The 21,861-nt window shown below is 73.1% G+C and carries 23 protein-coding genes and 1 pseudogene; 14 read left to right on the top strand and 10 right to left on the bottom strand.

Features of this window, described 5'->3' with window-relative positions; genetic code table 11:
• Positions 1-18 precede the first annotated feature (18 nt).
• Complete coding sequence (locus ACIBP6_RS26425) at positions 19-1,509, top strand: carboxyl transferase domain-containing protein (protein WP_132615041.1); 1,491 nt, start codon at positions 19-21, stop codon at positions 1,507-1,509.
• Here ACIBP6_RS26425 and ACIBP6_RS26420 read toward each other — a convergent pair.
• Positions 1,485-2,714 carry an MFS transporter gene (locus tag ACIBP6_RS26420; RefSeq protein ID WP_397056275.1) on the bottom strand — a complete coding sequence of 410 codons (1,230 nt, stop codon included), beginning with the start codon at positions 2,712-2,714 and terminating at the stop codon, positions 1,485-1,487. The genes ACIBP6_RS26425 and ACIBP6_RS26420 overlap by 25 nt on opposite strands.
• Positions 2,715-3,209: 495 nt before the next feature.
• On the opposite strand from ACIBP6_RS26420, the pseudogene ACIBP6_RS26415 reads away from it, so the two are divergent.
• The 5 genes and pseudogenes from ACIBP6_RS26415 to ACIBP6_RS26395 form a co-directional block, all read left to right on the top strand.
• Positions 3,210-3,398, top strand: a pseudogene (locus tag ACIBP6_RS26415) (aldo/keto reductase); the annotation flags it as partial.
• Entirely contained in the window at positions 3,335-3,733 is a 399-nt protein-coding gene (locus ACIBP6_RS26410; RefSeq protein WP_397057081.1) for an aldo/keto reductase, read from the top strand. The pseudogene ACIBP6_RS26415 and the gene ACIBP6_RS26410, both read left to right, overlap by 64 nt.
• Before the next feature lie 590 nt (positions 3,734-4,323).
• Positions 4,324-4,755, top strand: a complete 432-nt coding sequence (locus ACIBP6_RS26405) for an FtsW/RodA/SpoVE family cell cycle protein (protein WP_397056273.1) — start codon at positions 4,324-4,326, stop codon at positions 4,753-4,755.
• 109 nt (positions 4,756-4,864) lie between these two features.
• Entirely contained in the window at positions 4,865-5,362 is a 498-nt protein-coding gene (locus tag ACIBP6_RS26400; RefSeq protein ID WP_397056271.1) for an Hsp20/alpha crystallin family protein, read from the top strand.
• A 2-nt stretch (positions 5,363-5,364) separates the two neighbouring features.
• Entirely contained in the window at positions 5,365-5,865 is a 501-nt protein-coding gene (locus ACIBP6_RS26395) for a general stress protein (protein WP_397056269.1), read from the top strand.
• A 10-nt stretch (positions 5,866-5,875) separates the two neighbouring features.
• Here the strand turns inward: ACIBP6_RS26395 and ACIBP6_RS26390 are convergent, their stop codons facing one another.
• The 5 genes from ACIBP6_RS26390 to ACIBP6_RS26370 are packed head-to-tail and all read right to left on the bottom strand — an operon-like array spanning position 5,876 to position 10,137.
• Complete coding sequence (locus ACIBP6_RS26390; protein ID WP_132615035.1) at positions 5,876-6,271, bottom strand: hypothetical protein; 396 nt, start codon at positions 6,269-6,271, stop codon at positions 5,876-5,878.
• Positions 6,268-6,714: a hypothetical protein gene (locus ACIBP6_RS26385; RefSeq protein ID WP_397056267.1), complete on the bottom strand. Its 447-nt coding sequence runs from the start codon at positions 6,712-6,714 to the stop codon at positions 6,268-6,270. Before ACIBP6_RS26385 ends, ACIBP6_RS26390 begins: the two co-directional genes overlap by 4 nt.
• Before the next feature lie 30 nt (positions 6,715-6,744).
• Positions 6,745-7,527, bottom strand: coding sequence for a carbon-nitrogen hydrolase family protein (locus tag ACIBP6_RS26380; RefSeq protein WP_397056265.1), 783 nt, complete (start codon positions 7,525-7,527; stop codon positions 6,745-6,747).
• Positions 7,487-8,407, bottom strand: coding sequence for a DUF418 domain-containing protein (locus ACIBP6_RS26375; protein WP_397056264.1), 921 nt, complete (start codon positions 8,405-8,407; stop codon positions 7,487-7,489). Before ACIBP6_RS26375 ends, ACIBP6_RS26380 begins: the two co-directional genes overlap by 41 nt.
• Entirely contained in the window at positions 8,404-10,137 is a 1,734-nt protein-coding gene (locus tag ACIBP6_RS26370; protein ID WP_397056262.1) for an alpha/beta fold hydrolase, read from the bottom strand. Before ACIBP6_RS26370 ends, ACIBP6_RS26375 begins: the two co-directional genes overlap by 4 nt.
• A gap of 25 nt (positions 10,138-10,162) precedes the next feature.
• Between ACIBP6_RS26370 and ACIBP6_RS26365 the strand changes: the two genes are divergently transcribed.
• Positions 10,163-11,329 carry a pyridoxal phosphate-dependent aminotransferase gene (locus ACIBP6_RS26365; protein ID WP_397056260.1) on the top strand — a complete coding sequence of 389 codons (1,167 nt, stop codon included), beginning with the start codon at positions 10,163-10,165 and terminating at the stop codon, positions 11,327-11,329.
• A 145-nt stretch (positions 11,330-11,474) separates the two neighbouring features.
• On the opposite strand, the gene ACIBP6_RS26360 is transcribed toward ACIBP6_RS26365, so the two are convergent.
• From ACIBP6_RS26360 to ACIBP6_RS26350, 3 genes are all read right to left on the bottom strand, one after another.
• Positions 11,475-12,563 (bottom strand): aromatic acid exporter family protein, encoded by a 1,089-nt coding sequence (locus ACIBP6_RS26360; RefSeq protein ID WP_397056258.1) that lies wholly within the window; start codon positions 12,561-12,563, stop codon positions 11,475-11,477.
• 53 nt (positions 12,564-12,616) lie between these two features.
• The gene (locus ACIBP6_RS26355) at positions 12,617-13,648 is read right to left on the bottom strand and encodes an aromatic acid exporter family protein (protein WP_397056256.1); all 1,032 of its coding nucleotides are present in this window, start codon (positions 13,646-13,648) and stop codon (positions 12,617-12,619) included.
• Between the two features lie 209 nt (positions 13,649-13,857).
• The gene (locus ACIBP6_RS26350) at positions 13,858-14,523 is read right to left on the bottom strand and encodes an alpha/beta fold hydrolase (protein ID WP_397056255.1); all 666 of its coding nucleotides are present in this window, start codon (positions 14,521-14,523) and stop codon (positions 13,858-13,860) included.
• Between the two features lie 159 nt (positions 14,524-14,682).
• Between ACIBP6_RS26350 and ACIBP6_RS26345 the strand changes: the two genes are divergently transcribed.
• The 7 genes from ACIBP6_RS26345 (at position 14,683) to ACIBP6_RS26315 (ending at position 20,708) form a co-directional block, all read left to right on the top strand.
• The gene (locus ACIBP6_RS26345; protein ID WP_397056253.1) at positions 14,683-15,774 is read left to right on the top strand and encodes a barbiturase; all 1,092 of its coding nucleotides are present in this window, start codon (positions 14,683-14,685) and stop codon (positions 15,772-15,774) included.
• Positions 15,775-15,861: 87 nt separating this feature from the next.
• A complete protein-coding gene (locus ACIBP6_RS26340; protein WP_397056251.1) occupies positions 15,862-16,392 on the top strand; it encodes an SseB family protein in 531 nt (176 codons plus the stop codon).
• A gap of 57 nt (positions 16,393-16,449) precedes the next feature.
• Positions 16,450-17,034, top strand: coding sequence for a prepilin peptidase (locus ACIBP6_RS26335; protein WP_397056249.1), 585 nt, complete (start codon positions 16,450-16,452; stop codon positions 17,032-17,034).
• A gap of 43 nt (positions 17,035-17,077) precedes the next feature.
• A complete protein-coding gene (aroC, locus tag ACIBP6_RS26330) occupies positions 17,078-18,259 on the top strand; it encodes a chorismate synthase (RefSeq protein ID WP_397056247.1) in 1,182 nt (393 codons plus the stop codon).
• Positions 18,256-18,756 (top strand): shikimate kinase, encoded by a 501-nt coding sequence (locus tag ACIBP6_RS26325; protein ID WP_397056245.1) that lies wholly within the window; start codon positions 18,256-18,258, stop codon positions 18,754-18,756. Before aroC ends, ACIBP6_RS26325 begins: the two co-directional genes overlap by 4 nt.
• A complete protein-coding gene (aroB, locus tag ACIBP6_RS26320) occupies positions 18,753-19,823 on the top strand; it encodes a 3-dehydroquinate synthase (RefSeq protein WP_132615009.1) in 1,071 nt (356 codons plus the stop codon). Before ACIBP6_RS26325 ends, aroB begins: the two co-directional genes overlap by 4 nt.
• A gap of 129 nt (positions 19,824-19,952) precedes the next feature.
• Positions 19,953-20,708, top strand: coding sequence for an SGNH/GDSL hydrolase family protein (locus tag ACIBP6_RS26315; protein ID WP_397056243.1), 756 nt, complete (start codon positions 19,953-19,955; stop codon positions 20,706-20,708).
• 137 nt (positions 20,709-20,845) lie between these two features.
• Here the strand turns inward: ACIBP6_RS26315 and ACIBP6_RS26310 are convergent, their stop codons facing one another.
• Positions 20,846-21,502, bottom strand: a complete 657-nt coding sequence (locus ACIBP6_RS26310; RefSeq protein WP_397056241.1) for a restriction endonuclease — start codon at positions 21,500-21,502, stop codon at positions 20,846-20,848.
• Between the last annotated feature and the right edge of the window lie 359 nt (positions 21,503-21,861).

Genomic DNA, 21,861 nt, shown 5'->3' with positions numbered 1-21,861 from the left:
ACCTGTAGGGAGCGATAAGTGAGCCGTCCGGACGCGCGCACACTGATCGACACGGTCCTCGACCGGGGGTCGTGGAAGTCGTGGGACGCGCCGCCCGCGGACCCGGCGCCGCCCGGCTCCTCCTACGCGGAAGAGTTGGCCGCGGCCCGGGTCAAGTGCGGCTACGACGAGGCCGTGATCACGGGGGAGGGGCTGCTCGGCGGGCGCAGGGTGGCCATCGTGGCGTCGGAGTTCTCCTTCATGGCGGGCTCGATCGGCGTCGCGGCGGCCGAGCGGATCGTGGCGGCGATCGAGCGGGCCACCCGCGAACGGCTGCCGCTGCTGGCCGCCCCCGCCTCCGGCGGCACGCGCATGCAGGAGGGCGCGCTCGCGTTCGTCCAGATGGTCAAGATCAGCGCGGCGATCCAGGAGCACCGCGGCGCCGGGCTGCCGTACCTCGTCTATCTGCGCCATCCCACGACGGGTGGGGTGTTCGCGTCGTGGGGGTCGCTCGGGCACGTCACGGCGGCCGAGCCCGGGGCGCTGATCGGGTTCCTCGGGCCCCGGGTGTTCGAGTCGCTGCACGGCTACGCGTTCCCCGAGGGCGTGCAGGTCGCCGAGAACCTGCACCACAAGGGGCTGCTCGACGCCGTCGTGCCGGCGGAGGAGCTTCGCCACATCGCGATCAGGGCGCTGGCCGTGCTCGGCGCGGGCGGCACCGCCGTCGAGGCGGGGGAGCCGCCCGAGGAGGACCTGCGTCCCGTGGAGGCGTGGGAGGCGATCACCCGCTCCCGCCGCGACGACCGGCCGGGCGTACGCTCGCTGCTCAAGCTGGCCGCCTCCGACGTCACGCCGCTCAGCGGCTCCGGGGCGGGCGAGAACGAACCGGGGCTGCTGCTCGCGCTGGCCAGGTTCGGCGCCGCGCCGGCCGTGGTGCTCGGGCAGGACCGGCGGCTGCAGCGCGTCGCCTCCCCGCTCGGGCCGGCCGGGCTGCGGGTGGCCAGGCGCGGCCTGCGGCTCGCCGCCGACCTGGGGCTGCCGCTGGTCACCGTGGTCGACACCGGAGGGGCCGACCTGTCGAAGACGGCCGAGGAGGGCGGGCTGGCCGCCGAGATCGCCCGCTGCCTGGCCGAGCTCGTCACGCTCGACGCGCCCACCGTCTGCCTGCTGCTCGGCGAGGGCGCGGGCGGGGCGGCGCTGGCGCTGCTGCCCGCCGACCGGGTGTTGTGCGCGCAACACGCGTGGCTGGCGCCGCTGCCGCCCGAGGGGGCCTCGGCGATCCTCTACCGCTCGGTCGACTTCGCCCCCGAGATCGCGCAGGCGCAACGCATCCGCGCCACCGACCTGCGCCGCGACGGCATCGTCGACCGGGTCATCCCGGAGCTGCCGGACGCCGCGTACGAGCCGCGGCAGTTCTGCGAACGCGTCGGCCGCGCCCTGGAACACGAGATCGCCCTCCTGCTGGCCGTGGACCCCGCCACCCGCCTGGCCGCCCGCAAGACCCGCTACCGCACCCTCGGCACCCCCTGACCATCCCCACCTCGTACGACCCTCGCGGTCCTGGTATGGGTCCTGGGCGTGTGTGCGTGCACCGTCATGAGGTGACGGGCCAGGGCGAGCGCGGCGAGCAGCGCCACCAGCGCGCACACCCCCGGCCATCCGGCCTGACCGTAGGCGCCTGTTCCGAGCCAGGACCCGGCGGCGCCGCCGACGTACGCACAGGCCATGTAGGCGGTGGTGAGCCTGCTGCGGGCCTCGGGCCGCAGGCCGTAGACGCGGACCTGGTTGGCCACCATCCCGGACTGCATGGCGATGTCGAGCAGCAGAGATCCGAGCGCGAGCCCCGCCAGGCCCAGCGTCCCGCCGAGACCGCCGGCCGCGAGCACGGGCGACGACGCGATGACCGCGATCAGGCAGACGAGGTTGACCTTGTCCGGCCCGCGCCGGTCCACCTGGCGTCCGGCGATCGGCGTGCATACCATGGTCGCCGCGTTGACCAGGGCCAGCACGCCGACGGCGGACGCTTCCAGGCCGTAGGCCGGACCGGTGAGCAGGAGCGTGACGCTGGTCCAGACGGCCGAGAAGCCGGCGAAGACCGTGGCCTGGTAGAGACAGGAGCGGCGCAGCTCCGGCTCGGTCCGCAGCAGGCGGAGCGAGCCGGCCAGCAGCGCCGGATACCGCTGCGCCGACGGAGGGGTGGTCGTCGGCAGCGTACGGAGCAGGACGAGCGCGATGATCAGGACGAGCGCCGCCGCCACCAGGTACGGCGCGCGCCAGCCGAGCCACTGGGCGAGAGCCCCGCCGAACGTGCGCGACAGGAGCATGCCGCCCAGCCCACCGCTCAGCAGCACGCCGCTGACCATCCCGCGGCGGTCCTCACTCACCAGCCCGGCCGCCATCGGGCCGATGATCGGCCCGATCACGGTCGTGACGCCGACGAACACGCCGGCGGCGAGCAGCGTTCCCAGCGTGGGCGCACTGCCCGCGGCGAGAAGCCCCAGGCCGGTGAGGACCAGCAGGCTGACGATCAACCGGCGGTGCGGGATCCGGTCGCCGAGCGGCACCAGCAGGACGATCCCGGCCGCGTAGCCGAACTGCGTCGCGGTCACCACCTGTGCCGCCATCGCGGGGGTGACGCCCAGGTCGGCGGCCACCGAGGGGGTGACGACCTGCGGGAAGTAGACGTTGCCGACCGCCACCCCACCGGCCAGGGCCAGCAGCAGGATCAGAGCCATGGCCGGTCCGCCGGTCCACGGGGCCGGGTGAGGAGGAACGGCCCGCGCGGGCCTTCGCGCGACCGCCGGGTCACGGCGGCGCCGATACCGCTCGCCGTCCCGGTCACGACCGCGATGTGCTGTCCGGAAGGTGCAGGTGTCATGCCCGCAAGCCCAGCGTCCCGGGGTCGCGCCGCCAATCGATGTAGCTGTCAGCTCAATGATCAACTGTGCCGCCTCGCCCTCGACCGTGTGCTCGATCCCGGGCTTGGCGTCGCCGCGCCGGCGCAGGCGCTGGTCGCCGGCATCCGGTTCGCGAACTCTCCGCTGGCCGAGACGGTCTTCACCGCCCAGGGTTCGACCCTCTGCCGCGGCGAAGCCAGGACGCGGCCGACCCTTCGGCCGCCACGCACATGAAGGGATTCATTAAGTCTGGCGCTGAATTGATGGGCCGCTCCTGCCCCAGGCGGTGATCGTGAACGTCAACGCGCACGGCTGTCAGGAAAGGACGGCGGAATGGACTCCAAGCGGCTCGGGCACAGCGCGGTAGAGGTCACGGAACTCGGCTTCGGCGGCGGTCCGCTGGGCGGGCTGTTCGCGCCGCTCACCGACGACGCGGCCGCCGAGGCGCTGGCCGCGGCGTGGGAGGGCGGGATCCGCTACTTCGACACCTCGCCGCATTACGGGATCGGACACTCCGAACGCCGGATCGGCGAGTTCTTGCGCCAGGTGCCGCGCGAGCAGTACGTCCTGTCCACCGAAGGAGGCCGGCTGCTGCTCCCGCAGGACCCGGCCGGCCGGATGGACGAGTTCTTCCAGGCGCCCGCGACCCACCGGCGGGTTGGGACTTCTCCCGCGACGGCATCCGGCGCAGCGTCGAGGACTCCCTCACCCGCCTGGGCGTCGACCGCATCGACCTGCTGTTTCTGCACGACGCCGAAGAACACGTCGAGGCCGCACTCCGTGACGGTTACCCCGCACTGGCCGGCGGCTTCCATCTTCGACTCCGGTGTTCTGGTCACACCACGCCCCGGACCTGATGCGCGATTCGAGTACCGGCCCGCCTCCGAGGAGGTGCTCAGGCGCGCGCACCGCATCGCCGACGTCTGCGAGGCCCACGGCGTGACACTGCCCGAAGCCGCGACGGCCTTCCCCTGCGGCACCCGGCGGTCGCCGGCATCGTGGTCGGCATGCGCTCGGCCGAGGAGGCACGACGCAACCTGGCCGCGTTCACCAGGCAGGTGCCGGAACGGCTGTGGACCGACCTGGTGGCGGGCCGGGCTGATCGACGAGCGGGCATCGCAGCCGGCCTCGTGAATCCACGGCCCTTCCCCCTCGACGGGGACGGGCCGGCCATGACCTCACGCCTGCCGTTCACCGTCTCCCTTCCGGTGCGGGCCGGGGCCGCCTGGCGGGCGGTCCCGGCCTCACCCGCCTCGCCCCGCCCGGAGACGTCGGCACGCGGCCGTCGCCGCAGGGGAAGCTGTGCGGACGGTCGCGCGCGTACGGGCGGCGAGCCACCCGGCCACGGCACGCGGCGCCCGGCCCGTCGGAAGGCGCGCTCCGAATCCGCACGCGGGCCCACCGCGGTGCGGATCCCGGTTCCGCGGGCGGACGCCGGCGCCGCGCCATGCCGGGCGTACGCGCCGGGTGCGGGTGTCGGACGCGGTCACGGTGCCGTACGGCGGCGAGCCGCGACCGCGGCGTCAGGCGGTGGCGTCACGCGCATCGCCGCCGCCGGTCCTACCCGTACGCGCGGCTGGCCGCGGCCGGGATCGCCTGCTGGCTGGGGGTGCAGACGTTCGTCAACGTCGGCAAGGTCATCGGCCTCATGCCGATCGTCGGCGTCCCTTTGCCCTTCGTCTCCTACGGCGGCTCCTCCATCGTCTCCTGCCAGGCGGCGGTCGGCATCCTCATCAGCCTCACCGCCGCACCGGCCTCTGAACCGCGGCTTCCGGGCGGGAGACAACCGAGGCTGAGTACGACGCCCAGTGGCCTGGCGCTGCGCGGTGTACATACCTGTAACCCGCTCTCCGGTCGTAACGGTGGGCTTTGGGGGTAGGGCCAGAGGTGAAGACATGTGCAGGAGTTGACAGAAACCTCTAAATCGATTTATAACTTTCATAGAGTCGGACATATAGATATTCGTCCGGCTGTACGAGGTGGTGATGATGACGCTGTTCTCGTCGATCGACTCGGTCATGCGTGGCATGGAGCGCCGGTTCGATCGGCTGGCCGGCCGGATCCTCGACAGCGCCACGGTGACGATGCCGATGGACGCCATCCGCCGCCCCGGCGAGATCCTGCTGCGACTCGACGTCCCCGGCGTCGACCCCGGCTCGATCGAGGTCGCGGTCGACCGCGGCGTCCTGTCCGTGAGCGCCCGCCGCGAGGAGTCGTACGGCAAGGACGACGGCGTGTTCGTCCGCGAGCGCGCCAGCGGCACCTTCACCAGGCGGATCCACCTGTCTGAGCACCTCGACGCCGACCGCGTCGAGGCCGCCCACGACAACGGCGTGCTGACGGTACGCGTGCCCGTACGTGAGCGGGCCCGGCCGCGCAAGATGGAGATCACCGGGGGTGCGGCCAGGGCGATCTCGAAGCGATCAGGCGATCCTGACGCGGGTGGAGCGGCGATCGCCGCCCGGCCCGCCGGGAAGGAATGGTGACCATGATGTTCAAGACGGCCCCGACGGTCATCCTGCCGGCCGCCGACGATCGTCCGGTGGTGAGCTCCTACCAGACGGCGGAGCAGGCGCAGAAGGCCGTCGGCTTCCTGGCCGACAACGGCTTCCCGGTCGAACGGGCCGGCATCGTCGGCCACGACCTGCGCCTGGTCGAGACCGTGCTCGGCCGCGCGACCGCGCTGCGCGCCGCCGGGGCCGGAGCGGCCACCGGCACGTGGTTCGGACTGATGGCGGGGCTGATCCTGCCGTTGTTCACCGGGCCGCAGGGATCGGCGCTCGCGTTCATGGCGGGCGGCCTGCTCTACGGCGCGGTGTTCGGCGCGATCTTCGGGCTGACCAGCTACTGGACCACCCAGCGGGGCCGCGGCTTCGTCTCGCGCCAGGCCGTCGTGGCCGACCGCTACGACATCGTGGCCGACACCGCGGTCGCCGACGACGCCCGCAACCTGCTGGTGAAGCACAACTGGCGTTCGCAGGGCGGGTGAGCCGCCCGCCCTACGGCACGGGGATGCGCTCGACGCGGATGGAGAAGACCTCCTCGCGCGGCACCACGACCTCGTACGCCCCGTGGTCGACCATCCAGTAGCCGAGCGCCTCCGCCTTCATCCCGCTGTGCCCGGTGTAGGCGATGTGCAGGCCGTCGTCGTCCTCGTCGAGCACGATGCACGGCTCGCCGCCGAACGCGCCGACCGTGCGCACCAGCACCAGCCATTCGACCTGCGACCTCGGCACGACCCGCCGCCAGTAACCGGAGCCCTGCTCGAAGCCCTCCAGCTCGACCTCGCTGAACAGCACGACCCGGTCGCTGTCGGGGCCGAGCGCGGCGGGCAGCGTGTGGTCGCCGAAGCGGGCCACGAAGCCGGAGGCGACCGGAGTGATCTCGTCGCTCATGAGCAGGGCCGCCAGGTCAGCCCGTCGTACTCGGCGAAGCGGCGCTCGCCGTCGCCGGTGACGTGAATGATCTCCGCCCCGGCCGGGATCGGCATCGGAACGGTGTGGAACTGCGGCACGACGTGCTCCGACGACGTCGTGAACCCGTTGCCGGCGAACGGCGGCGCGTCACTCCAGTCGCCGCCCATGTGCGGCCCGTACGGCACCGCGTAGGTGTCGACGTCGCGGGCGTGCCAGCGCATGACGTAGAGCTCGGGCACCTCGGGGAACAGCTCCGATCCGTCGAAGGACAGGTCCAGCCCGTAGTAGAGGGCCTCTGGGGTGGTCAGCCTGACGCAGTCCTGCACCCGGTAGACGTATCCCGAGATGACCGTGCGCTTGCCCGACAGGTATGGCACGAGCAGACGCGGCGGGACCACCTTCTGCATCTGCGTTCCGCTCACACCTCTACTTTACGATCGCTTGACCGTTGTTCATCCCGCGAGCATCCGGTGTTCGAGTGACGGGAGGGTCGCGCGGGCCGTGCGGGTGAACTCGTGGTCGACCTCCACGACCTGCACGCCGGGCCCCGTGCCCAGGTCGGCGCGCACCACTCCCAGCGGATCGACCAGCATGCTGCGGCCCACCCCGTAGCCGTCGGACGACTCGCCCGGGTTGGGCGCCTGGCCGACGGCCGCCGTCCACATGGTGTTCTCCAGCGCCCGCGCGCGCACCAGGGTCACCCAGTGGTCCTCCTTGAGCGGCCCGGAGCCCCAGGCGGCGATCACCGCGAACATCTCCGCCCCCCGGTCCACCAGCGCCCTGGCCAGCTCGGGGAAGCGCACGTCGTAGCAGGTGATCAGACCGACCCGCACCCCGGCGACCTCCGCCACGACCGGCTCCGCGCCGGGCGCGACCAGATCGGACTCCTTCGCGCCGAACGAGTCGAACAGGTGGATCTTCCGGTACGCCGCCGTGACCGCCCCCTGCGCGTCGATGACCACGGCCGTGTTGTGCACCCGGTCGTCGCCCGGCTCGAACACCCCGGCGATCACCGAGACGCCGTGCTCGCGCGCGGCCTCCGCCAGCCCGGACACGAACGGCCCGTCCAGCGGCTCGGCCAGGCTCGTGATGCGCCGGCCGTAACGGGTGAGCGTGGCCTCGGGGAAGACGGCCAGGTGGGCGCCCTCGGCGCGGGCGAGCGCCTGTCTGGCCCTCTTGAGGTTGACCGACGGGTCAGTGGACACCGGGATCTGACAGAGGGCGATTCTGGTCACGGCCCGACTCTAGCCGGTTGGGCACCACTCGAAACCAGGTCAGGCAACGCCAGATCCACTCGAGGGGGCCGTACCGGTAACGGGTGAGCCACCACCGGCTGAGCAGCACCTGCGCGAGCAGGGTGACCACCGTCAGCCCGATCACGGACCAGCGGGTCGGGTCGGTGTTGAGCAGCGGCACGGCCAGCACGATCACCACGGTGCCCGAGACGTAGTTGGTCAGCGCCATCTTCCCCAGGGGCTCCAGCACCGCCGACAACCACGGCCGCAGCAGCGCCAGCAGCCCCAGCGAGTACGCCGCCGCGCCCGCCACCGCGGCCACGCTGTAGAGCGCCCAGTCGCCGGTCTGCGTCCAGGCCAGGCTGAGCAGCGCCATGGCCAGCGCCGCGACCGCGAACCCCGGCAGCAGCAGCTCCCTGGACGGCCGCAGCTGCCACAGCCCCATGCCGACCAGGAACAGCCCCGGGATCAGCAGCACCCCGCCGCCCACCATCAGCGCCCACGCGACGCCCACCAGCCCCAGCAGCAGCACCGGCAGGCCGCCGGGCAGGAACGTGGCAGGCAGCAGCACCACCGCGCCGTAGAAGGCGTAGTCGGTCAGCACCTCGCCCTCGTACCAGGAGTGCTGGATCTTCCCGATGCAGAAGAGCCAGAACAGCCGGCTCAGCAACGCCCAGCGGCTGTTGCCGCGCAGGAACAGCATGAAGCTGATGCCGAACAGCATCGAGAAGATCGGATAGAACCGGCTCTGGAAGAGCGCCTCGATGATCCAGTCCATGCCGGCCGGCGGCTGCTTGTCGGTGTGCTGCCAGGTGTTGACCAGCATGATGCCGCCCACCGCGAAGCCGCGGAGGGCGTCGAGCTCACGGATGCGCGTCACAGGAACCAGGTGAACCACCATACGAGGAAAGCGCCGCTGATGGCACATGTCATGATCTGCGGCCACGCGCGGCGTTGGAGCAACGTCGCCGCGGTCAACACGGCCGATACCCCCGCGAGCCACGTGTACGCCCCCACGACGGCAGGAACGCCGACCGCCGCCGCTGTCGCGCTCTCCGCGGCCAGCCCGGCGGCCGACTGAACGGCCAGCCCGGTGAACGCCACCCCCGCCAGCCCGGCGTACGCCGTCGTCGCCCGCCCCTTCAGCGCCCCGGCCGCCAGCTGCGCCAGCGACGCGAGCGCGAAGACGGCGAGCGGCGCGGCCAGCCACGGCGCCCGCGAGATCCGGTACGGCGCCGCGGTCACGTGCAGCTCGCCCAGCGGCCGGGCCTCCGGGCAGGGGGTGACCGGGTGCCCGGCCGGGTCGCGCACGAACGCGGCGATCTCCCGCCGGGCGCAGGCGCTCGCCTCGAAGACGGCGTGGGCGAGGCCGGGGAACTCCTGGAACCGCCCCCGGGGCAGCGCCTCGGCTGCCTGCCGCGCGGTGGCGGGCGGGCTGATGGGGTCGTACCGGCCGCCGAGGACGTACACGGGAGCCTCGGGAGCGACTCGCACGGGCGCGGACGCGGGGAGCCGCCACGCGTCACACACCGCTTTTTCGGTTCTTTCCGTGAAAAGTCGGGAGATGTCGCCTGGGGCTCCGTCCTGGCACCGCACCGCGTGATACAGCCCCAGCTCCCGCGCCATCAGCCCTTCGCCCACGGCGTCGGCCAGCGGACCCAGCGGCTCCTCGCGGCCCTCGGCCAGGGCGTCCAGCACCGCCGGCACGGCCGCCGCCTCGCCGCCGCGCAGGGCCTGCGCCAGCACCGCGGCCACGTCGTCACCGCTCATCCGCGCCGTGAACGCCCGGCCGAGCAGCGGATCGGTCGCCGGAACTGCGGCGGGCGACCGGTTCAGCCGCGCCGTCACGGCCTCGAAACGTTCCCGCACTCCCATCCGCGCCAGCGCATCGGCCAGTGCCCGCCCGGCGTCGCCGGTCCCGGCCGGCATGAAGGAGTCCAGCACCACCGACCGCACACCCTCCGGGTCCGCCGCGGCCGCCTGCGCCATCACCCTGGTGGCGTAGCCGACCCCGAACAGGTTCCACGACGCGTACCCGAGCTTCCCGCGCAACGCGACCACGTCGGCCGCGATCTCCCCGGTGGTGTACCCGCGTAGGTCGACACCCGGCTCCGCGAGCCGCGCCCGGCACCGCCGGGCGGCGTCCGCGACGTCGGCGGGCGAGCGCCGCAGCCGGCCGAGCAGCGCGTGCGCGATCTCCGGACAGCCCAGCGAAGGACGGGAGTGGCGGCCGCCGCGCTGCTCGACCGCGATCACGTCGCGATCGGGGAACATCCGGCTCAGCACGCCCATCAGCGGCATCGACGCCGCACCCGGCCCGCCCGCCATGAACACCACCGGATCGGGCCTGCGGCCGGCGACTGGGGCCTCGCGCACGGCGTAACCGACCCTGATCGTCCGCCCGGGCGCGTCGCGCCGCTCCGGCACCTCCAGGAACCCGCACGTCGTACGCGACGGCACCGCGACCGGGCAGGCGCTCGGCCTCGTACCATCCGGCGTGGTGACGGGCGGCGTGGTGACGGGCGGCGCTGTGAGGGGCGGCGCTGTGAGGGGCGGCGCTGTGACGGGCGGTACGGACAGGGCGACGGCGAGCACGGCCCGGAGGATCACGGCACGAGACTAATAGGCTGGGGGCGTGACCGAACCACTTGTGAGCAGGATGCGCTTCTTCGGCACGACGATCTTCGCGGAGATGAGCGCGCTGGCCGTGCAGACCGGGTCGATCAACCTCGGCCAGGGCTTCCCCGACACCGACGGTCCCGCCGCCATGCTCGACCGTGCGATGCAGGCCATCGCGGCGGGCGGCAACCAGTACCCGCCCGGGCCCGGCGTGCTGGAGCTGCGGCAGGCCGTCTCGGAGCACCGGGCCGCCCGCTACGGCCTGTCCTACGACCCGGTGGGGGAGGTCCTGATCACGGTGGGCGCCACGGAGGCCGTCGCGGCGACCGTGCTCGCGCTGTGCGAACCCGGCGACGAGGTCATCGCGTTCGAGCCCTTCTACGACTCCTACGCCGCCTCCGTCGCCCTCGCCCAGGCCCGGCTGGTGCCCGTGACGCTCCGCCCGTCGCAGGGCCGCTTCACGTTCGACCCCGGCGAGCTGCGCGCCGCGATCACGCCGCGCACCCGCGCCATCCTGGTCAACTCCCCGCACAACCCGACCGGCACGGTGTTCACCCGCGCCGAGCTGACCACCATCGCCGAGCTGTGCCAGGACCACGACCTGATCGCCGTCACCGACGAGGTGTACGAGCACCTGACGTTCGACGGGGTCGAGCACATCCCGCTCGCCACGCTGCCCGGCATGCGCGAGCGCACCGTGATGATCTCCTCGGCGGGCAAGACGTTCTCGGTCACCGGCTGGAAGACCGGCTGGGTGTGCGCCCCTCCCGCCCTGGTCACGGCGGTGCAGACGGTCAAGCAGTTCCTGACGTACACGGCGAGCGCGCCCTGGCAGCTCGCGGTCGCGTACGGGCTGCGGCACGAGCTGGAGTGGGTCGCGGCCCTCGCGGCGTCCCTGCAGGACAAACGCGACCGGCTGATGGAGGGCCTGACGGCCGCGGGGTTCGAGGTGCTGCGGCCGTCGGGGACGTACTTCGTGCAGACCGACATCCGGCCGCTCGGCTTCTCCGACGGCCTGGACCTCACCCGCCGCCTGCCCGACCTGGCCGGCGTCGTCGCCATCCCGACCCAGGTCTTCTACGAACGCCCCGAGCGCGGCCGCCACTACGTGCGCTTCGCGTTCTGCAAGAAGGAGGAGGTCATCGACGAGGCCGTCACCCGCCTCAAGCGCCTGTCCTCCTGAACGGAGAGCAGCGGCCTCGCCGTGGCCGCGGGGAAGATGACCGAGGTCGAGGAGATCGCCGGCGTGCGGCGGACGCTCGTCCCCTCCTGACCGCGCGGTTCCGGCGGTCAGTCCCGGCGGTCAGTCCCGGCGGTCAGTCCCGCGGTCAGTCCCGGTGGGCGGGTTCGTCCAGCGGGGTCAGCGCCGCCGTGGCCTCCACGTGGTCCATGCCCGTCGCCTGCAGCAGGTCCACCACCACGGAGCGCAGCTGTGCGATGATCACGTGCGCCGAGAAGCCCAGCTCCCGGGGCCGTTCCCGGGCTGCCACCGCGAGCAGCGCCTGCCTGGCCAGGGTCGGCTCGCGCCCGGCCCCCAGCTCCAGTTGCAGCAGCAGCGCCGCCTCCGACACCTCGCGCATCGCCTCCGCCAGCGCGGCAGGAGGCGGGCTCGCCTCGCCCAGCGACGACAGCGTCCGCCTGGCCAGCACCCGCGCGTTGCGCAGCGCCAGGTCCACGGGCACGGCCGCGGTCTCGTAGCGGGCCAGGCGGGCCCGCCGGTGCCAGTGCAGCGGCGAGATCATGGTGATCTCCTTGCTGGTCTGCAGCGCCGCCCCGAACTCCTCGACCGCCGCCTGCGTCGTGCGCGCCTCCTCCAGCGCCTCGGCCGCCAGGTCCGCGTCCCGCCCTTCGATGGCCTGTGCCGCCTGCTCCAGCACTGTGGACAGCGCGTCGAGCACCGCCGACAGATGCTTGGCCGCGATCGCGAACGGGCTCGCGGGCAGCAGCGCCACCGCCGCGATCGCGATGACGCCGCCGGTGAGCGCGTCCGCCATCCGGTCCAGGCCGCCCGCCCCCTCGCTGGGCACCAGGGTCGCCACCAGCACGGCCGACGAGCCCGCCTGCGCCACGAACAGCGCCCCGCTGTTGAGCAGCACCGCCACCGTCATGGCGAGCCCCACCACCAGGGCGAGCTGCCAGGCGCCCGAGCCGATCCACGACACCAGCAGGTCGCCCACGCCCACGCCCACACTGACCCCGACGACCAGCTCGACCACCCGCCGCAGCCGCTGCCCCAGGCCCACGCCGACGCAGATCAGCACGGAGATCGGGGCGAAGAACGGCCGCGGGTGGCCGAGCAGTTCGATCGCGACCACCCACGCGATGGCCGCGCCGGCCGCGCACTGCGCGATCGAGGGCGCGATGAGGCCGAACGTGCCCATCCGCTCCTTGACGAGATCGTTGAGCCGGGTTCGCACCACTCCACGATGGCGGATCTTTATGACATTGGGGTCACGTTTGCCCCTTTTCGTCAGGGCTGTGCGGGTGGGTCCAGCGGGGGCAGGGCGGACAGCGCGTTCTCCCGCTCCACGCCCGTGGCCTGGAGCAGGTCCACGATGATCGAACGGAGCTGCGCGTTCATCACGTCGGCGGAGAACCCCCACCGTCCGGCCCCCAGCCGGGACGCCGCCGCCCGCACCGCCGTGCCGGTCCTCTTCGGCTCCCGGCCCTCGGCCAGCTCGTCGCGCAGCAGCAGCGTCGCCTCGGCCAGCTCGCGCAACGTCCCGGTGAACCAGGGCGGCAGCCGGTCGCCGTCGTCGAGCGCCACCATGGCCCGCCTGGCCAGCACCCTGGCGTTGCGCAGGGCGTGGTCGAGCGGGTCGGCCGCCGTCTCGTACTCCGCCGGACGGGAGCGGTAGCGGCGATGCATCGGTGAGAGCCTGGCGATCTCCAGGCTGGTTTCCAGCGCCTGGCGGAACACGTCCACGTGCGCCTGCGTGCCCCGCGCGGCCTCCAGCGCCGCCGCGGCCATGGCAGGGTCGGAGCGCTCGATCGCCTCGGCGGTCGAGCGCAGCACGTCCGCCAGTGAGCCGAAGAGCGCCGCCGCGTGCCGCGTGACCAGCCGGGACGGGCTCGCCGGCAGCAGCGCCACCGCGGCCAGCCCCATGAGACCGCCGATCAGGGCGTCCACCATCCGGTCGAGGCCGCCGGTGCCGCTCGGCGGCAGCAGGGTGGCGACCAGCACCGCCGACGACCCCGACTGCAGCACGATCAGGGTGCCGCGGTCGACGAACACCGCGACCGCCATGGCCAGCGCCACGACCAGCATGATCTGCCAGGCGCCCGTGCCGATCCACGACACCAGCAGGTCGCCCACGCCGATGCCCAGGCTGACTCCGACGACCAGCTCGGCCGCCCGCCGCAGCCGCTGCCCGAGGCCCACGCCGATGCAGATCACCACCGCGATGGGGGCGAAGAACGGCCGGCTGTGCCCGACGACCTCCGTGGCCACGAGCCAGGCGAGCCCGGCGGCGACGGCGCACTGGCCGATCGAGGGCGCCATCAACCTCAGCCTGCTCAGCCGCTGGTGTACCTGCATGTCACGCGGCCACTACCCCCGCCACCCCCCGCCACGCCCCGGCGTCCAGGAAGCGGGGAAACGATTCGCCACCCCCCGCGCGCGGCGCGTTCAGGATCCCAGGATCGTGTCCGCCGCGTCCCGTGCCCGGCGCGTTGAGGCTCCCAGGATCGCGTCTGCTCCGTCCCGCGCGTTCAGACCCCCAGGAACGCGTCCACCGTGCGGAGGAACTCCTTACGGGCGCCGACGTGGATCAGGTGGCCCGCCTCGATGGTGACCAGCTTCGCGGCCGGGATCCGCGCGGCCGTCTCTCCCGCGTCGAACGGGCTGGCCGCCCCGCCCGACAACACCAGCGTCGGCGCCGTGATGGCCGACAGCGCCTCCCGCCAAGCGGGATCGGGGTGCAGGAACTGCCGCTCGGTCTCGTGCACCATCCGCCAGTCGAACCCCGTGGACCCGTCCTCCACCACAGGTGGGCGGTCGCGCAGGGGCAGCGTCGGCACGTCCTCCAGCACGAGCCGCTCGACGCGCTCCGGATGGCCGCCCGCCACCAGGCAGGACAGCACGCCGCCCAGCGAGTGCCCGACGACCGTGGCACGCGCGGCGCCCACGTGGTCGAGCAGCGCGACGAGGTCCGCGGCCATCTCCGGCAGCGCGTACGTCCCCGGCCGGTCGCTGCGCCCGTGCCCCCGCAGGTCGGGCACGATCACGTGGTGGCGCGCCGCGAAGTGCTGGGTGATGCCGTTCCAGTCGTTGTGGTCGGCGGTACGGCCGTGGACCAGCAGCAGCGGGGGAGCGGCCGGGTCGCCCTCCTCCCGATAGACCAGCTTGATGCCGTCGAGCTGCGCTTCGCGAATCACGTCCGCGACCCTACCGCCGCGGGCGCTGAGCGCGGGTTGACATCATCGGCTGCCTTCATGGGCACACCTTGACCGTGAACACCGCCGACCGGGCCGGGCTGGCGTCGCCGGCCGCCCCCGGGACAGGGCGGGCGACCGGTACATGAGAAGGGGCGTGGCATGCCGGACCCGATCGAAGTGCGCAAGGTTCCCATCGAGAGCGTCACCGACGCCTCCGGGCTGTCGCGGCTCATCGCCGACGGCGTGATCGAGGCCGAACGGGTGCTGGCCGTCATCGGCAAGACCGAGGGCAACGGCGGCGTGAACGACTACACGCGCATCCTCGCCGACCGCGCCTTCCGCGAGGTGCTCGCCGAGCACGGGCACCCGGCGCCGGAGAGCGTGCCGCTGGTGTGGTCGGGCGGCACCGACGGCATCCTCAGCCCGCACGCCACCATCTTCGCCACCACCTCCGACGCCCCCGCCACCGACGAGCCGCGCCTGTCGGTCGGGGTGGCGATGAGCGAGGTCATCCTGCCGGAGGACATCGGCCGCCCCGCCATGGTGGAGAAGGTCGCCGCCGGGGTCCGCGAGGCCATGAAGATCGCCGGCATCGACGACCCGCGCGACGTGCACTACGTACAGACCAAGACGCCGCTGCTGACCCTGGCCACCATCACCGACGCCAGGCGCCGCGGCCACGACACCGCCATCGAGGAGACCGGCCCCTCGATGGACCTGTCCAACTCCACGACCGCCCTCGGCATCGCCGTGGCCCTCGGCGAGATCGAGATGCCGCGCGCCGACCAGATCCACAAGGACCTGTCGCTGTACTCGTCCGTCGCCTCCTGCTCGTCGGGGGTGGAGCTGGACCGGGCGCAGATCGTGCTCGTGGGGAACGTGCGCGGCATCGGCGGGCGCTACCGCATCGGCCACAGCGTCATGAAGGACGCCCTCGACGCCGACGGCATCTGGGCGGCCATCCGCGACTCCGGCCTGCCGCTGCCCGACCGGCCCCACCCGTCCGACCTCGGGGAGCGGCTGGTGAACGTCTTCATGAAGTGCGAGGCCGACCCGTCCGGGCGGGTGCGCGGGCGGCGCAACATCATGCTGGACGACTCCGACGTCCACTGGCACCGCCAGATCAAGGCCGCGGTGGGCGGCGTGGCCGCCTCGGTCACCGGCGACCCGGCGGTCTTCGTCTCGGTCGCCGCCGTCCACCAGGGCCCCTCGGGCGGCGGCCCCGTGGCCGCCATCTCCGACCTGAGCTGACCCGGCCCCTCAGGTGACGTCGGCTCAGGTGACGTCGGCGCCCGCCCTTTCCCGCACCGCCGGTGGGCGCCGGTAGTCTCCGGAGTTGTGCCGAGCATTCCGCAACCTCTCGACCCGCACGACGACGGCTCCGTCGCGCCGGCGGTGGCCGCCGCGCTGGCCGCCTACGACGCCGGTACGACCGGCCCCGCCGAGGTCCTCAACGCGCTGAGCGGCGCCCGCCTGCTCGTCCCCGTCGTCGCCCTGCTGACCGAGTCCGAGGTCGGCGCCCACGGGCTGCGGCAGGAGAAGGAGAGCGAGATGGCCCTGCCCAAGCTCGTCGGCCAGGACGGCAGGCAGGCGGTGCTCGCGTTCACCGGCACGGAGTCGATGGCCAGGTGGCGCCCCGACGCCCGCCCGATCCAGGCCGGCACGCTGCAGGTCTGTCAGGCCGCCGTCCAGGAGCAGGCCGCCGCGGTCGTGGTCGACGTGGCGGGCCCGGTGCAGTTCGTGATCGAGGGAGAGGTCCTGCGGGCTCTCGCCGCCGTCGAGTCCGGCACCGTCACCGACCTGCCCGGCGCGACCGTGGCCACGGTGCGGCCGGCGCCCCGCAAGCGCCGCTGGTTCTCCAGGCGCTGACAGTCGAAAACGGCATACCCCCGATGCGGGGGAGCGGGGCCGGTCTAGGGTCTGGGCGTGGTCGCACTCATGGCGCTGCTCGGCCTGGTCTGCGGGGGCCGGATCAGGGCGCTGGCCGACTCCTACGACGACGGCGTCACCCCGGCGCCCGCCTGGCCGCCACTCACGGAGCTCGCGACCGCCGCCCTGGCCGCGCTGGTCGCCTGGCAGGCGGGCCTCCCGTACGCGTGCTTCGCCGTGATCGGGGCCGCGCTGGCGGTCATCGACTGGCGCACGTACACACTGCCCGACGCGATCACGCTGCCCGCGTACCCGATCATGGCGCTCGCGCTCGCGCCCACCGGCGAGCTGCCGCGCGCGCTGGCCGGCGGGGCGGTGCTGGCGGCCGCGTACGGGCTGCTCTGGTTCCTCAGGCCGGACGCGCTCGGGTTCGGCGACGTCAAGCTGGCCGGCCTGATCGGCATGGCCGCCGCCGCGCTGGGCTGGCAGGCGCTCGTGGCGGCGGCCTTCCTCGGGCAGCTGTACGGCGCGCTCTACGGCCTGTCCCTGCTGCTGACCCGGCGCGGCACCCGGCACACGCAGTTCCCGTTCGGCCCTTTCATGGTGCTGGGCGCGTTCACGACACTCTGTCTCACGTGGTGACCGACGGACATCCCACCCGGCGGCACGTGGAAGACTTGTACGCATGTTGCGCTGGTTGACCGCCGGAGAGTCCCACGGCCCCGAACTCGTCGCCATCCTGGAGGGCCTGCCGGCCGGGGTCGAGGTGACCACGGCCGCCATCGGCGAGGCCCTGCGCCGCCGCAGGCTCGGCTATGGGCGCGGCGCGCGGATGAAGTTCGAGGAAGACCAGGTGACGATCGCCGGCGGCCTGCGCCACGGCCGCACGATGGGCAGCCCGGTCGCGGTCCGCGTCGGCAACACCGAGTGGCCCAAGTGGGAGAAGGTCATGTCGGCCGACCCGGTCGACCCGGCCGAGCTGGAGGGCCTGGCCCGCAACGCGCCGAGGTCCCGCCCCCGCCCCGGCCACGCCGACCTGGCCGGCATGCAGAAATACGGCTTCGACGACGCCCGCAACGTGCTCGACCGGGCCAGCGCCCGCGAGACCGCCGCCCGGGTCGCCCTCGGCGAGGTCGCCCGGCGCTTCCTCAAGCAGGCGCTCGGCGTCGACATCGTCAGCCACGTCACCGAGATCGGCGGCGCCCGCACGCCGTCGGAGACGCTGCCCGGCCCCCACGAGCTGGCCCGCATCGACGCCGACCCGGTCCGCTGCGCCGACCCGGGCGGCAGCGCCGCCATGGTCGAGGTGATCGACAAGGCCCACAAGGACGGCGACACGCTCGGCGGCGTCGTCGAGGTGCTCGCCTACGGCCTGCCGCCCGGCCTCGGCAGTTACACCCACTGGGACCGCCGGCTCGACTCCCGGCTCGCCGGGGCGCTCATGGGCATCCAGGCCATCAAGGGCGTCGCGGTCGGCGACGGCTTCGAGACCGCGCGCAGGCCGGGCTCGCGCGCCCACGACGAGATCGAATACTCCGCCGAGGACGGCGTGCGCCGCATCACCAACCGCGCGGGCGGCGTCGAGGGCGGCATGACCAACGGCGAGATCCTGCGGGTCAGCGCCGCGATGAAGCCGATCTCCACGGTGCCGAGGGCGCTGGCCACGATCGACGTCAAGACCGGCGAGGCGGCCAAGGCCCACCACGAGCGCTCCGACGTGTGCGCCGTCCCCGCGGCGGGCGTCGTGGCCGAGGCGATGGTCGCGCTCGTGCTGGCCGACGCGGCGCTGGAGAAGCTCGGCGGTGACTCCGTCGAGGAGGTCGCCCGCAACCTGTCCGGCTACCTATCATCAATGGTGATCAAATGACCAAGGCCGTGCTGATCGGGCCTCCCGGGTCCGGCAAGACCACGCTCGGGCGAATGCTCGCCGAGCGGCTCGGCGTCGCCTTCCGCGACACCGACGCCGACGTGGAGGCCGTGGCGGGCAAGCCCGTCCCCGACATCTTCGTCGAAGACGGCGAGGCCCGCTTCCGCGAGCTCGAACACGAGGCCGTACGCCACGCGCTGGCCGAGCACGACGGCATCCTGTCGCTGGGCGGCGGCGCCGTCCTGCACGAGGAGACGCAGGCGCTGCTCGCCGGCCACCACGTCGTCTACCTCCAGGTGGGCCTGTCCGACGCGGTCCAGCGGGTCGGCCTGGGCTCGGCCCGGCCGCTGCTCGTGCTCAACCCGCGCAGCCAGCTGAAGAAGCTCATGGAGGAGCGCCGCCCGGTCTACGAGCGGCTGGCCTCCCAGACGGTGGTGACCGACAAGCGCGAGCCGGAGGAGCTCGCCGACGAGATCGTGCAGGGGCTGCCGTCATGACCGCCACACGCATCCCCGTACGCGGCGACAGCCCGTACGACGTCGTGGTCGGCACCGGCGTGCTCGGCGAGCTGACCACCCTGCTCAAACCGGGCGTGCGCACGGTCGCGGTGATCTTCCCCGAGACGCTGCCGCAGATCGCGAAGCCGGTGTGCGCGGCGCTGTCGCAGGCCGGCTACACGGTGGCCGAGCTGCCCGTGCCCGACGGCGAGCAGGCCAAGACCGTCGAGGTCGCGGCCGGCCTGTGGTCCGCGCTCGGCCGCCACGGCGTGACCCGCTCCGACGCCGTGGTCGGCGTGGGCGGGGGCGCGACGACCGACCTGGCCGGGTTCGTGGCCGCCACCTGGCTGCGCGGCGTGCAGGTCGTGCTCGTGCCCACGACGCTGCTGGCCATGGTCGACGCCGCGGTCGGCGGCAAGAACGGCATCGACACCCCCGAGGGCAAGAACCTCGTGGGCACGTTCCTGCCGCCCGCGGGCGTGCTGTGCGAGCTGTCCACGCTCGACGGCATGCCGAGGGCCGACTACGTCGCCGGGCTCGCCGAGGTCATCAAGGGCGGCTTCATCGCCGACCCCGAGATCCTCACGCTCATCGAGGCCGACCCCGAGGCCGCCACCAGCCCCGCCGGCCCCCACACGCGCGAGCTCATCGAGCGCAAGATCCGCGTCAAGGCCGACGTCGTGGGCGCCGACCTGCGCGAGGCCGGCCTGCGCGAGATCCTCAACTACGGCCACACGCTCGCCCACGCCATCGAACGCGAGGAGCACTACGCCATCCGCCACGGCGAGGCCGTGGCCATCGGCATGGTCTACGCCGCCGAGCTGTCACGACTGTCGGGCCGCGCCGACCTGGTGGCGCGCACCCGCTCGATCCTCACCGCCGTGGGCCTGCCCGTCTCCTACCACGCCGGGGCCTGGCCGCGGCTGCGCGACCACATGCGCCTCGACAAGAAGAACCGCGGCGCCAAGCAGCGCTTCGTCGTGCTCGACGGCCTGGCCGAGCCCGGCCGCCTCGAAGACCCCGCCGAAGACCTCATGGAGGCGGCGTACAAGGAGGTCTCCGCGTGACACCCGCGGCGAGGGAAGAGTTTCGCCATGCCTGTGTCGTGGCCGGGGTGGCGGCGCGCGCCCTCACGGGCTTAGGACTACAGTCATACGTCCTTGCGCAGCCCCCTATCCCGGAGATAACACCACCTCATGAGGCACTACAAGTCCTTCGTCGCCCTCGGTGACAGCTTCACAGAAGGACTGAACGATCCCGGTCCGGACGGTCACTACCGTGGCTGGGCCGACCGGGTGGCCGAACGGCTCGCGGCCGACGACTCCTCCTTCCGCTACGCCAACCTCGCCGTACGCGGCAAGCTGCTCGACCAGATCGTGGCCGAGCAGGTGCCGCTGGCCGTGGAGATGGCGCCCGACCTGGTCAGCTTCTGCGCCGGCGGCAACGACCTGCTGCGGCCGGGCAGCGACCCCGACGTGATGGCCAAGAAGCTCGCGCAGGCCGTGCGCGACCTGCGGGCCGGCGGCGCCGACGTGCTGCTCTTCACGGGCGTCGACCCGCGCGACACCCCGCTCATGCGCCGCCTGCGCGGCCGTTTCGCCATCTTCTACCTGCATGTCCGCTCGATCGCCGACCTGTACGGGTGCCGGCTGGTCGACCAGTGGTCGATGCAGGGGCTGCGCGACTGGCGGGCCTGGAGCCCTGACCGGCTGCACATGAACGAGGACGGCCACCGGCTCGTCGCCGCCCGGGTGCTCGACGTGCTGGGGGTGCCGTTCGAGGACTGGCGCAAGGACTGGCCCGAACGCTCGGTCGACCCGCGGGCCCGCCGCCGCGAGGACGCCCAGTGGATGCGCGAGCACCTCGTGCCCTGGGTCTCGCGCCGCCTGCGCGGCGTCTCCTCCGGCGACGGCCGCACCCCGAAACGCCCCGACCTCGCCCCCTGGGCCTGACCCCAGGCACCCCGCGCCGCCATCGCGCCACGTGGCCCATCACGTGGCCCATCACCTGGCCCATCACCTGGCCCATCACCTGGCCCATCACGTGGCCCATCACCTGGCCCGCCACGTCGGGCTGTCACGCCTGCCCGTCACGTGCGTTGCCTCCTCGATGGCTCCGCCGCACCGATCCGGCGGTGGCGGCGGAGCCGTCCGCGGGGTCGGCGCCAAGGCCGTACGACCGAGTCCAGTCCGAGCAGCTCCTGTAGCCGGGCTCCTTCCTCGGCCCATGTCCGCAGCGTCTCGCGGTCGACGAGGTGAATGCCGACCTCGGCGGCGAACTCCACGGCCCCCTTGGTGAACGACCCATTGGTCACGACGACGGCGACGTCGGCGCCGTGCGCGTGCTCCGCCGTGCCGTTGACCTGGCGGATGACCCGTGCGTCGACCTTCTTCCCGGTGATCGTGTGCTTGCACTGCACCACGATCACCCGTCGGTCCCCGTTGCGGCCGATCAGGTCGGCGGCCCTGTCTCCGGCTCCGGCCACCCGCCTCGCGTCGACGCCGTCGCGGATCATCAGGTCGCGCACGGCGTTCTCGAAGGCGGTGGGGTCTAGCCGGTCGATCTCGGCGGCGAGGTCGAGCCGCAGGTGGGCCAGTCGCTCGGCGCGACGGCGCCTGACGGCCGCTCTCCAGCGCATGCGCCCGGCCAGGACCACCGCCGGGACGCAGATCGCCGCGGCGCCGGCGTACCACCTGCTGAGCAGCAGATCGACCAGGGCACTGATCGCCTCGACGGCGAGCAGCACCCGAACAGCGCCGCGATCGCGGCGGCGATCCATTCGCCGCCGCCGGACGGCGGGCGATGCCGGACGTGCGACCGCAGCCACGTCCACGCGGCCCTGCTCACGGGTGGGGAGCCTGCCGCGCCGGGGCGAGCTGCTCTGTGGGGGACTCGGCGGCCTGTACCGCGACCAGGCCGCGACGACGGCGACCGCCGGCATGGCCCAGCCCGCGCCTTTCCTGGATTTGCGCCTGGGCTTGTTCACCCCGTGGCCGCGCCGATAATACTGCTCTGCCATGGCCGGCCTCCGATGCGAATGTGGAGTGGTTCGCATGCAGGTGAACAAAGGCAGCCGACAAAAGACGTCAGGTGCGGCCGGAAAAG

The sequence above is a fragment of the Nonomuraea terrae genome, assembly GCF_044465245.1.
In the GTDB taxonomy this organism is placed as follows: domain Bacteria; phylum Actinomycetota; class Actinomycetes; order Streptosporangiales; family Streptosporangiaceae; genus Nonomuraea; species Nonomuraea terrae.
Note: the sequence above shows the minus strand (reverse complement) of the source record. Positions and strands in the feature narration are given on the sequence as shown.